Below are 11686 nucleotides of genomic sequence, written 5' to 3'. Positions count from 1 at the left end.
ATGGCTGATGAGCCACCTCCCGTCATCGTAGTGATGGGGGTGCAGGGTTGCGGCAAGAGCACGCTCGGCGCGCTCCTGGCCGAGCGGCTCGCCGTTCCGTTCGTCGACGGCGATGCCCTGCATTCCGAGAACAACATCGCACTCATGGCCGCGGGAATTCCCCTGACGGACACCGACCGGCTGCCCTGGCTCAGGGCCGTCGGGGAGACCCTCAGCAGCGGCGCCGGCACGGGAATCGTCGTCGTGTGCTCGGCACTGAAGCGCTCCTACCGGGACCTGCTGCGGAGCTACGTGCCGGGCGTCGTCGTCGTTCATCCCTACGGTCCGATCGAACTGGTGGCCGCGCGCATCTCCGCCCGCGAGCACGAGTACATGCCGCCGTCGCTCCTCACCTCGCAGTATGACGCCCTCGAGGCCCTGCGGGAGGACGAGGCGGGCATGACCGTGGACATCGCCTTTCCGCCGACCGTCCTCGTGGACCGGATCGCGGATTCCTTGACCGAAAGCAGGGGCCATGCGCATCAGCAGGATTGAAACCTTCCTTGTCCCCCCACGCTGGCTCTTCGTGCGGGTGGAGACCGACAGCGGCATCGTGGGGTGGGGAGAGCCTGTGGTGGAGGGCAGGTCCGAAACCGTGCGCACCGCCGTCGAGCAGCTGTCCGAACTGCTGATCGGGGCCGACCCGCTGCGGATCGAGGACCTGTGGCAGGTCATGACCAAGGGGTCCTTCTACCGCGGGGGCGCCATCCTCGCGAGCGCCGTCGCCGGTCTGGACCAGGCGCTCTGGGATATCCACGGGAAGTCGCTCGGCGTACCCGTACACCAGCTGCTCGGGGGACACGTCCGCGACCGCATCCGCATGTACGGCTGGATCGGGGGCGATGAACCTGCAGAGATCGCCGACGCCGTCGAAGCACAGATGGCGGTGGGCCTCACCGCTGTCAAGATGAACGCCAGCGGACGGATGAGCCCGCTGGGCAGCGTCGCGGAGATCGACGAGGTGGTGGAGCGGGTCGCCGCCGCGCGTGAGGTCCTCGGTCCGCACCGCGATGTCGCCGTCGACTTCCACGGCCGCTTCACCCTCGCGAACACGCGCAGGGTGGCGCCCCTGCTCGAGCCGCTGCGGCCCCTGTTCCTCGAGGAGCCGACCGTCCCCGAAAATTCGCACCTGATCGGCGGGCTCACGCGGTCAACCTCCATTCCGATCGCCACCGGCGAGCGCCTGTACAACAGGCAGGAATTCCTGCCCGTGCTGCAGGCCGGCATCGCGGTGGCCCAGCCGGATCTCTCCCATGCCGGCGGCATCACCGAGGTGCGGAAGATCGCCTCCCTCGCGGAGATCTACGACGTCCAGCTGGCACCCCACTGCCCGCTGGGTCCGCTGGCGCTGGCGGCCTGCCTCCAGGTCGGGTTCGCCACGACGAATTTCCTGATCCAGGAGCAGAGCATCGGCATCCACTACAACCAGGGCGCCGAAGTGCTGGACTACGTGCTGGACAAGACGCCGCTCAAATTCGTGAACGGCTCCGTGGAACGGTTGACCGCACCGGGCCTCGGCATCGAGATCGACGAAGCCGCGGTCCGCCGGGTGGACAAGGCCGGGCACGCGTGGCGGTCGCCGATCTGGCGGCACGACGACGGCTCCTACGCCGAGTGGTGACCCGCGCTCCCAACCTGCCGCCCCTTTTGAAAGGACACCTGTATGACACCGAATCAGTTCACCCGTGAACTAGGCGCGGCCAGGCTGCTCGCCATCGTCCGGGGAAACGACACGCAGGCGGCAGTGCGCACCGCCGTCGCCCTCGTGGAGGAGGGCTTCCGGTATCTCGAGGTGTCGCTCAACACCGCGGACGCAGTCGATGTCATCTCAGCCGTGCACGACGAAGTAGGTACCGGGGCTACGATCGGCGCGGGGACTGTGCTCTCCGTCGACGACGTCGCGAGGGTCGCCGCAGCCGGAGCGCAGTTCATCGTCACCCCTGCCCTCGCGCCGTCGGTTGCCGAGGCTGTCCGGTTGGATCTGCCCGTTCTCGCCGGGGCGTTCACGCCCTCGGAGGTGTATTCAGCCATGGACCGGGGTGCGGCAGCGATCAAGCTCTTTCCCGCCTCCCTCGGCGGGCCGAGATACCTGTCCGCCCTGCGCGATCCCTTCCCGGATATCTCGTTCGTGCCGGTGGGCGGCGTCGACGAAAGTGCCGCGGTCGACTATCTTTCCCGGGGTGCGCTCGCGGTGGGAATCGGATCGCCGCTCATCGGCGACGCGGCGTCCGGCGGGGACCTTCCTGCGCTTCGTGTACGCGCGCGGCAGTTCCTCGCGGCGGCAGCCGGACTCCAGCAGTGAGTGCAATCCCTCCTCCCCTGACGCCGGTCGAGGTGCTGACCTTCGGGGAGACCATGGGGTCCCTCCGTGCCGCGGGGCCGGTGAGGCTGGGCGGCGATATGTCCATGTCCCTCGGCGGGGCCGAAACGAACGTGGCGATCGGCCTCGCGCGGCTCGGCCACTCCGTGCGGTGGACGGGACGCCTGGGGGACGACGAGGTGGGAGTCTTCGCCCTCCGCACCCTGCGCGCCGAGAACGTCACCACGGACGCCGTCGTGATCGACCCCCACCGGACCACCGGCCTGATGCTGCTCGAATCCCGACTATCAGGGGTGTCCCGGGCCCTGTACTACCGCCGCTCGTCCGCAGGATCAGCGCTGACCGTCAGTGATCTCGAGGCGTCCCTCGAGGCGGCGCCCCACATCCTCCACCTCACCGGAATCACGCCCGCCCTGTCGCCGGAAGCGGCCGACGCCGCGCTGTGGGCGGCATCGGAGGCGCGGCGCCGTGGCATCCTGGTTTCCTTCGACGTCAACTACCGCTCGAAGTTGTGGGACCCTGCCGCGGCATCGTCAGTGCTCACGCGGCTAGCAGGGTTCGCCGAAATCGTCATCGCGTCCGACGACGAACTGGAACTGGTCTCACCCGGTACCGATGAGGAATACGCCGTGCGCGCCCTCCACGAGAGGGGAGTGCGGGACGTGATCATCAAGCGAGGTGCTGACGGAGCGACCGGCTGGTCCGGGGGAGTGGCGATCCACCAGGGTGCTGTGCCGGTCACTGCCGTGGACACGGTCGGGGCGGGGGACGCCTTCACGGCGGGCTACCTGTCCGCGCTGCTCGACGGCGACCCCATGGAGGCGCGACTGCAGCGTGGGGCGGTCCTCGGTGCTTTCGCGGTGGCTGCCACCGGCGACTGGGAGAACCTTCCCACCCGTAGTGAACTCGCCCTGGCGGACCGTACCGCCGGCAGCACCATCCGCTAGAACCATCCACGCTGAAGGAGAATGCCGTGAAGATCACGAGTGCCGAAGTCATCGTCTCAAGCCCCGACCGCAACTTCGTGACCCTGAAGATCACCACCGACGAGGGACTCACCGGGTTGGGTGATGCAACGCTCAACGGGCGGGAGCTGACCGCTGCCGCCTACCTCGAGCACCACGTTGCCCCGCTCCTCATCGGCCGCGATGCGCATCGCATCGAGGACACCTGGCAGTTCCTCTACCGTGGCGCCTACTGGCGGCGCGGACCGGTGACCATGGCCGCGATCGCAGCCGTCGACGTCGCGCTCTGGGACATCAAGGCGAAAGCCGCGGGCATGCCGCTCTACCAGCTGCTAGGCGGTGCAAGCCGCACGGCCGTGCGCGCCTACGGCCATGCGAGCGGGCGCGACATCCCGGAGATCATCGACTCCGTGCACGAGCACCTGGCCCTGGGGTACAAGTCCATCCGCATCCAGACGGCCGTGCCCGGGATCAACGCCGTCTACGGTGTTGCCGCGCAGCCCAGCGCCGGCGGAACCAGGTACGACTACGAGCCGGCGCAGCGCGCCGCACTTCCCGCTGAGGAGGACTGGGACACCCGCGCCTACCTGCGGCACATTCCCACAGTGTTCGAGGCCGTCCGGAATGAGTTCGGACCGGAGTTGCCGCTGCTCCACGACGGTCACCACCGCATGACGCCCATCGAGGCCGCACGGCTGGGCAAGTCGCTCGAACCGTACGACCTGTTCTGGCTCGAGGACTGCACCCCTGCCGAGAACCAGGAGGCGCTGCGGCTGGTTCGCCGGCACACCACCACGCCCCTGGCGATCGGTGAGGTCTTCAACACGGTCTGGGACTACCAGACGCTGATCCAGGAGCAGCTGATCGACTACGTACGCTCCGCCGTGACCCACACCGGCGGAATCAGCGCCATGAAGAAGATCCTCGACTTCGCGGCGCAGTACCAGATCAAATCCGGGATCCACGGGCCCACCGACATCTCGCCCGTCGGCATGGCTGCAGCGCTGCACCTGGACATGGCCATCCACAACTTCGGCATCCAGGAGTACATGCGGCACGGCGACCTCACCAACGAGGTCTTCGAGCAGTCCTTCACCTTCGCCGACGGGCACCTGCACCCGGGGGACCAGCCCGGACTCGGCGTCGAGCTGAACATGGAAGCAGCTGCCGCGCACCCCTATGATCCGGCCTACCTGCCGTTCAACCGGCTCAAGGACGGCACCATCCACGACTGGTAGGAGGGGCGGGCGGGTGCCGTCTGGGTCCACCGCGTCCCGTCGTCCACCGCGTCCTCGGGGGATCCCGTAGGCGGCGCCGGTGTCCCGTTTGCGTCCCGTCCGCGTTCTGTCTGCGAAGTTGTGCAGCAGTGGTCGGTGCACGACGGCGGCACCCACCACATGTGCACAAGTTTCGAGCTCCAGGGCGTTGTCCGGCAGGCGATGTCGTCCTCCGCCCCTGAAGCCCCTTGAGGTTCGTGCTCCGGCCGGCTCCCTGGTGATGGGCGAATATTTCCGAGACGGTGCGGAGTGCGTGCCGCGGGCCGTCTCCGCAACAGAAACTGGTCATGCCAGGGGGGTGAGCCCAGGCTGGTTCAACACGGCGCGTTCAGCGAGCGCTGCAAACCGGCGCGTGGCGGGTGAGAGGTAGCCATGCTCACGCTGCACCAGAGCAATGATGTCGTAGAGAGGCTCCGAGAAGGGGAAACTCCGGATCTTCGGATCGGGGCCGAAGGATCGGAGTATGCCGCTCGCCATCATCGAGTCTCCCGCTCCTGCGGCCACGAGGTTGTACGCCGTTTCCGCGTGTTCAACCTCCATGTTTGCTTCAATGGTGAGGCCGGCAAGGCTGGCCCGCTCCCGGAGTTGCCTCCGCGTTGGATCATTCCACCCGGCATGGGCGTCATAGAGGACCAGCTTCGCTGCGGCAAACTCCTCGATGGTCACGGCTCCGGCGTCTGCCTCCCGGGTCGTTGAGAAGTAGCGGACCTCGTCCTGTGCCAGCTTCTTGAACCGGAGATTGTTTCCGCTGACCGGCAACACAACGAGCCCGCACTCAATCTCTCCTGATGATATTGACTGAGCCACCAGCTCTGAATTGAGCCCGATCATCCGCACGCGTACATCGGGATACTTTTCGTGGAAACCAACCACCAGGTTGGCCAGATCATAGTTCGCCGCATAGCGGAGCACGCCGAAAGTCGACACTCCCCCCGTGAGGGAGTGCAGCGACTTGACGGCTTCCGACCCTCGCCGAGCGGCGTTGACGCAATCCAGGGCATGGGGCCTCAATTCGTCCGCAGCCGCGGCTGGAACAAGCCCCTGCGAACTGCGGAGGAAGAGGCGAATACCCAGCTCCTCCTCGAGCCGCGCAATGGATTCGGACACGGACGCCTGGCTCACGAAAAGCTCACGTGCGGCTTTCGAGATGGACCCGCAGCTGTACACGGCGAGGAAGGCATTCAGCTGGCTAAGAGTCACAGGGTAAGCCTATGGGTTATATAACCACAGGCAGGGTTCCCCTATGATCAGCGGCCCCCTATGCGCACTGCATGGAGTTGAATGCCACCTACGCACCGTTCATCACTGGCACCTATGAATGTATAAAGAAGCCCGCCATCGGAGGAGTTCCGGCTCAGCGGCTGCCCGACGTTGTCTCGACGGTATCGGACATGTTGTCCGCCATCGAGAAGAAGGGCCTCGATGCGTTTCTCGGGTATTCGCGCTCGCTGGATAACTGGGCGGGGAGCGATCTTGAGATGAGTGCAGAAAGCCTGAGAAGAACCGGTGACCTACTGAAACCCGAGCTGCGCAGCGCACTGGAAGCCGGCGCGGAACGCACACGGAAATTTGCTGACTTGCAGCGTGAACACCTGAAGGACTTCGAGACAGAAGTGCTGCCCGGCGTGTTCGCGGGCCAGAGATACATCCCGGTGCAGCGCGTGGGTGCCTATCTTCCCGCCGGAAGGTTCCCGATTCTTGCCAGCGCCTTCATGACGGTGGGTGTGGCAAAGACAGCGGGAGTGCCTACCGTCGTCGCCTGTTCACCGCCGACGACGCCCACCGCTGGAAACCCCGCCGTGTTCTATTCGGCCTACCTATCGGGGGTGGACCGTGCCTTCGTGGTCGGAGGTGTCCAGGCGCTGGCCGCAATGGCGTTCGGACTGCTGGGAGAACGGCCCATGGATATGTTGGTGGGCGCAGGAAACGCCTATGTCACTGAAGCCAAACGGCAGTTGTTCGGACGGGTGGGAATGGACCTGCTGGCCGGGCCTTCGGAAGTCGCCGTCATCGCCGATGAGACCGCCGATCCGACGCTGGTGGCCGCTGACCTCCTGGGTCAAGCCGAACACGGTCCGCAATCTCCGGCAGTCCTTGTCACCACGTCACGGGAGCTCGCCCGAGCAGTCATCGCCGAGGTGGACCGGCAATTGCTGGATCTGTCGACCGAAGCGATCGCCGGACCGGCGTGGCGGAACTATGGATCGGTGTACTGGGTAGAAGACCGGGAAACCGCCGTGGAGGTAATGGACGTGCTCGCCCCGGAGCATCTGGAGGTCATTACCTCCGATGACGACTATTTCCAGGAGAATCTCACCAACTACGGATCCCTCTTCCTCGGTCAATGGTCCACCGTGGCCTACTCGGACAAGGGAATCACCGGCACCAACCACGTTCTCCCCACCGGTGGAGGGGCACGCTCTTCCGCAGGTTTGTCAGTCTCCCGGTTCCTCAAGCCACTGACGTTCCAGCGGGTCGACATGTCAGCGACGATGCAGCTGGCTCCCCTGGTCTCTGAGATCTCCTCCTACGAGGAGATGGAAGCCCATCAGAGAACCGCGGATCTGCGGATAGCAAGGTTTCACGCCAACACGACAGCAATCGAGGATCGATCATGAAGCAGGCACGAAACGTCAGGCGCGCTGTTCCTACGATGACAGTGGGACTCCTTGGGCTCGCGCTGAGCCTTACCGCGTGCGGCGGGGGAGAGGAAGAACAGGCCGGCTCGGAGGGCAATACGACGGTGACCATCGCGACGTCGAACGATGCCCCCTTCTCTTTCACCAACGAGGCAGGCGAGCTGACGGGAATCGACGGTGAAATGATCAACTGGATTGCCGAGAAGAAGGGTTGGGAGATCGAGGTTTTCGTCTCGGATTTCGCGACCCTGATTCCCGCGATCCAGACGGGCAAAGCCGACATAGTCGTCGACGCCATGTACATCACTGACGTGCGGAAGGAGGAGGTGAACTTCACCGACACCTGGTACCAGCAGGGAGAAGGCATGGTGGTACCGGGTGATTCGACCATGACCAACCGTGACGATGCCCGCGGTTCGGTGATCGGGGTGCAGACGGGTACCACGTTCATTGAGCTCGCGGAGTCCCTCGAGCCCAAGGAAATCAAGTACTTTGACTCGCAGGCGGCCCTTCTGACGGCGGTCGAGAACAAGCAGGTGGACGTCGTCTTCACCGACGCAGCAGTCGTCGCCTACAGCCTGGTGCAGAACCCGAACGACCAGATAAAGATCGTCGACCCTTACGAGCCATTCTTCCCGGGTTTGATCGGCGCAGCGGTGCCCAAGGAGAACACCGAGATACTTGAGGAGCTGAACTCCGGATTGGCCGAGCTCAAAGCCACTCCGGAGTACCTGGAGATCCTGACGAAGTACGGCCTCACGGAAAGCAACGCTGTCGACTAGCCCTTGCCGCTCCTCATCATCCTGAAGGAAAGGTAGGCAATGGAATTCATCCAAAGCGTGATCGGGTACTTCCCGCGGCTGTTGGCGGCTTCACCGATCGTGGTGCAGTTGGCCCTCGGTGCGATGGCGCTGGCCCTCGTGCTGGGTCTACTGCTGGCCCTCGCGAGAATATCCAAGATCAAGGCGCTCAGGGTAATTGCCCTGATCTACGTGGAGATCATGCGTGGTACACCGCTGTTGGTGCAGCTTGTCTACATCTTCTTCGTACTGCCGGCAATTGGTATCGATATCGATCCGGTTCCTGCCGGAATCCTGGGACTGGGTCTGAATTACGCGGCCTACCTGTCGGAGGTGTTCAGGTCAGCCATCCTTTCAGTCGAGGCAGGGCAGACGGAAGCAGCTCTGTCACTCGGGTACACGCCGTCGAAAGCGCTCTGGAGGATTGTGCTTCCGCAATCATTCGTGGTGTCCCTCGGCCCCATCGGCAACTACTTCATCGCCATGGTCAAGGACACCGCGCTGACGTCCGTCATCGCCGTGACCGAGATCCTGAAGACAGCCAATGTCATCAACGCGCAGACTTTCGAGACAACCGCGGTATACACCGCGGCCGCCCTGCTCTACCTGCTCATCAGTCTTCCGCTTTCCCGAATTGTCAGCGCGTTGGAGAAGAGGGCGAGGGTCCATGTCTAGCGAATTGATTGTCAGTGTCCGCCAGGTCCACAAGACTTTCACCGTCAGAAGGGATCCCAGCTGGTGGCAGCGCCTTCGAGGACAGAAGCGCGAGGTGAACATCATCGAAGTGCTGAAAGGCGTGGACCTCGACGTCCACAAGGGCGAGACCGTCGTCATCCTCGGATCGAGCGGCTCGGGGAAGAGCACGCTCCTACGCTGCCTGAACAAGCTCGAAACCATCGATGACGGCCGCATCCTCGTCAACGGGCACCTGGTGGGTTACGAGGAGCGGGCCGGACAACTGGTCGACGAAAAGGCGTCCGTCACAGCGAAGAAGCGGACCGACCTCGGCATGGTCTTCCAGCAATTCAATCTGTTCCTCAACAAGACCGCTTTGGGGAATGTCATGGCGCCTCTACAGGACGTGAAAAAAATGTCGAGGGAGGAAGCACGTGGAATTGCCCTCGAGAACCTGCAGAAAGTGGGTTTGATCGATCGGAAGGATAACTACCCGTCGAAACTTTCCGGTGGGCAGAAACAACGCGTCGCCATCGCGCGGGCCCTTGCAATGAATCCGAGTGTGATGCTCTTCGACGAACCGACATCGGCGTTGGACCCTGAGTTGGTGGAAGAGGTTCTCGCGGTCATCAAGGCCATCGCGGCGCAGGGCACGACGATGGTGATCGTCACCCACGAAATGCAGTTCGCCCGGGACATTGCCGACAAAATCGTGGTGATGGATCAGGGCGTCATCGTCGAAGAGGGCACGCCCGACCAGGTGTTCTTCAACCCCAAACACGCGAAAACCTATGCCCTCCTGAAACGGTCAGGGCTGGCAGTGAGACCGCCGGGAACCCTCGGCGAACAGATCGGTGAGGCAGGCAAGCTTTAGAGGCGATCCTCGCTCAGGCCTCCGGCGGCAACGCTTCGTGGTGCTCGCGGCCCTTGGTGCGGCGGTCTTCCTTCATTTCCGCTTCGAAGAGGTGGCGTTTGCCCTCGACGAGTTCGTTCCGGGCCCGCTTCTCGAACGCCTTCAACTCCGCGTAGTAGTGGTCGTCGTAATCCTCGACGATCTGGAACGTCCAGCGGCCCTCGATGACGTTGCGGCCGATGATTTCCTCATTCATCGTGTCCGCCAGTTCGGTGTGGCCGGCTTTGCGCAGCAGTTCCACGGCTTCGCCGAGATTGAGGTCGGCCTTGCCCGTGAGCCGGTGGAAACCGTAGAGGTAACCCCTCGCATGCTCGATCACCTCGAGCGCCTCGGACAGCTTCCCGAGGGCCTCGATGGTGCCGTCGGTAGCGCCGTCAGGCCGCTGGTGGTTGGTGTCGGGGCCTGGGGTGTCGGGAGTAGCCATACTGCTTACGATATACGCGGCAGGAGCCCCGCGGTGTAGACAATTCCCGGTGTGCGTTTTCGCAGGACAGCTCTGCACTAATTGGAGTTGAACTGCCTGCGATCAAGAGTAATACTCGATATGCCTCCGGTGTGCTCAGCGTCACAAGAGCGGACACCCCGGAAACCACAGCATGGTCAAGGCGTACCGTGTCAACGGAGACACCGAAGGAGTAGCCCGCATGAGTTCCACCCAGTCCACCCCCGCCAGGCGCGAGGAACCCGATGTCAAAGAGTCGGGGCTTAAAAAGGTTGTTGTCGCATCCATGGCAGGCACCGTCGTCGAATGGTATGAGTTCTTCCTCTACGCGGCAGCCGCCACGCTCGTGTTTGCCACGGTGTTCTTCCCGAACGCCGAGACCGAGTTCGACGCCATCATCGCCGGCTTCCTGACCTACGCCGTCGGGTTCGTGGCTCGCCCCATCGGCGGCATCGTCTTCGGACACTTCGGCGACAAGTACGGCCGCAAGCAGCTGCTGCAGCTGAGCATCATCCTCGTGGGTGTGTCGACCTTCGCGATGGGCTGCCTGCCGACGTTCGACCAGATCGGCTACTGGGCTCCGGGACTCCTCGTGGTGCTCCGCTTCATCCAGGGCTTCGCCGTCGGCGGCGAATGGGGAGGCGCCGTCCTGCTCGTGGCCGAGCACAGCCCCAGCAAGTCACGCGGCTTCTGGTCCAGCTGGCCCCAGTCAGCCGTGCCGATGGGAAACCTGCTCGCCACCGGCGTGCTCTTCATCCTCTCCTCGACCCTCTCCTCCGAGGACTTCCTCGGCTGGGGCTGGCGCATCGCGTTCTGGCTGTCCGCCGTGATCGTGATCGTCGGGTACTATATCCGCACCAAGGTGAACGATGCACCGATCTTCCTCGAGGCACGCAAGGAAGTAGTCGCAGAAGAAAAGGGCTACGGCGTCCTCGAGGTCTTCAAGCGCTACCCCCGCGGCGTCTTCACCGCCATGGGCCTGCGCTTCGCGGAAAACATCCTGTACTACCTCGTCGTGACGTTCAGCATCACCTATCTGCGACTGGTGGTGGAGACCGACACCTCCCGGATCCTGCTCCTGCTGCTGATCGCCCACTTCATCCACTTCTGCACCGTGCCGCTGGTCGGCAAGCTCTCGGACCGCCTCGGTCGCCGCCCGGTCTACATGGCCGGCGCCCTGCTTGGAGCGACCTGGGGCTTCTTCGCCTTCCCGATGATGGACACGGGCAACGAGGTCATCATCCTGGCGGCCGTGACCATCGGCCTCATGTTCCACGCACTGATGTATGCGGGGCAGCCGTCGATCATGGCCGAAATGTTCCCCACACGCATGCGGTACTCCGGGGTATCCCTCGGCTACCAGGTGACCTCGATCGTGGCCGGCTCGCTGGCCCCGATCATCGCCACCGCCCTGCTGCAGGAATACGGCTCCTCGACGCCGATCGCCATCTACCTCCTCTGCGCCTGCGCAATCACAGCGTTCGCCGTGCTGATGCTCAAGGAAACCCGCGGCATCTCACTGCACGACGTCGACGAAGCTGACGCCAAGGGCACGGCCGACCTGCTGGCGGCATCAAAGAAGTAAACCCACCGCACGACGACGACGGCGGGGCCCT

The 11686-nt window shown here is 64.0% G+C and carries 12 protein-coding genes; 10 read left to right on the top strand and 2 right to left on the bottom strand.

Annotation, left to right across the window (positions count from 1 at the left end; genetic code table 11):
• The 5 genes from Y704_RS0110935 to manD are packed head-to-tail and all read left to right on the top strand — an operon-like array spanning nucleotide 1 to nucleotide 4562.
• Nucleotides 1-534, top strand: coding sequence for a gluconokinase (locus tag Y704_RS0110935; protein ID WP_026550151.1), 534 nt, complete (start codon nucleotides 1-3; stop codon nucleotides 532-534).
• A complete protein-coding gene (gene dgoD / locus Y704_RS0110930; protein WP_026550150.1) occupies nucleotides 515-1660 on the top strand; it encodes a galactonate dehydratase in 1146 nt (381 codons plus the stop codon). Before Y704_RS0110935 ends, dgoD begins: the two co-directional genes overlap by 20 nt.
• A gap of 42 nt (nucleotides 1661-1702) precedes the next feature.
• A complete protein-coding gene (locus Y704_RS0110925) occupies nucleotides 1703-2341 on the top strand; it encodes a bifunctional 4-hydroxy-2-oxoglutarate aldolase/2-dehydro-3-deoxy-phosphogluconate aldolase (RefSeq protein WP_026550149.1) in 639 nt (212 codons plus the stop codon).
• Nucleotides 2338-3306, top strand: a complete 969-nt coding sequence (locus tag Y704_RS0110920; RefSeq protein ID WP_253904299.1) for a sugar kinase — start codon at nucleotides 2338-2340, stop codon at nucleotides 3304-3306. Before Y704_RS0110925 ends, Y704_RS0110920 begins: the two co-directional genes overlap by 4 nt.
• Nucleotides 3307-3332: 26 nt before the next feature.
• On the top strand, nucleotides 3333-4562 hold the full coding sequence (gene manD / locus Y704_RS0110915; protein WP_026550147.1) for a D-mannonate dehydratase ManD: 1230 nt from the start codon (nucleotides 3333-3335) through the stop codon (nucleotides 4560-4562).
• Nucleotides 4563-4886: 324 nt separating this feature from the next.
• On the opposite strand, the gene Y704_RS0110910 is transcribed toward manD, so the two are convergent.
• A complete protein-coding gene (locus Y704_RS0110910) occupies nucleotides 4887-5801 on the bottom strand; it encodes a LysR family transcriptional regulator (protein WP_026550146.1) in 915 nt (304 codons plus the stop codon).
• 71 nt (nucleotides 5802-5872) lie between these two features.
• Here Y704_RS0110910 and hisD point away from each other — a divergent pair, with 71 nt between their 5' ends.
• Genes hisD through Y704_RS20570 form a run of 4 tightly spaced genes read left to right on the top strand, consistent with a single transcriptional unit; the run spans nucleotide 5873 to nucleotide 9589 of the window.
• Entirely contained in the window at nucleotides 5873-7219 is a 1347-nt protein-coding gene (hisD, locus tag Y704_RS20580; protein ID WP_051476939.1) for a histidinol dehydrogenase, read from the top strand.
• Nucleotides 7216-8022: an ABC transporter substrate-binding protein gene (locus Y704_RS20575; protein WP_051476938.1), complete on the top strand. Its 807-nt coding sequence runs from the start codon at nucleotides 7216-7218 to the stop codon at nucleotides 8020-8022. The genes hisD and Y704_RS20575 overlap by 4 nt, the downstream gene beginning before the upstream one ends.
• A 39-nt stretch (nucleotides 8023-8061) precedes the next feature.
• Nucleotides 8062-8715 carry an amino acid ABC transporter permease gene (locus Y704_RS0110895; protein ID WP_026550145.1) on the top strand — a complete coding sequence of 218 codons (654 nt, stop codon included), beginning with the start codon at nucleotides 8062-8064 and terminating at the stop codon, nucleotides 8713-8715.
• Complete coding sequence (locus Y704_RS20570) at nucleotides 8708-9589, top strand: amino acid ABC transporter ATP-binding protein (protein ID WP_081747570.1); 882 nt, start codon at nucleotides 8708-8710, stop codon at nucleotides 9587-9589. Before Y704_RS0110895 ends, Y704_RS20570 begins: the two co-directional genes overlap by 8 nt.
• Before the next feature lie 13 nt (nucleotides 9590-9602).
• On the opposite strand, the gene Y704_RS0110885 is transcribed toward Y704_RS20570, so the two are convergent.
• On the bottom strand, nucleotides 9603-10052 hold the full coding sequence (locus Y704_RS0110885) for a hypothetical protein (protein ID WP_026550144.1): 450 nt from the start codon (nucleotides 10050-10052) through the stop codon (nucleotides 9603-9605).
• Between the two features lie 220 nt (nucleotides 10053-10272).
• Here Y704_RS0110885 and Y704_RS0110880 point away from each other — a divergent pair, with 220 nt between their 5' ends.
• On the top strand, nucleotides 10273-11655 hold the full coding sequence (locus Y704_RS0110880) for an MFS transporter (protein ID WP_026550143.1): 1383 nt from the start codon (nucleotides 10273-10275) through the stop codon (nucleotides 11653-11655).
• The last annotated feature ends 31 nt before the right edge of the window (nucleotides 11656-11686 follow it).

Source organism: Arthrobacter sp. Br18, assembly GCF_000520555.1.
GTDB lineage: Bacteria > Actinomycetota > Actinomycetes > Actinomycetales > Micrococcaceae > Arthrobacter_D.
The sequence above is the reverse complement of the archived record's forward strand: the minus strand, read 5'-3'. Positions and strand labels throughout refer to the sequence as shown.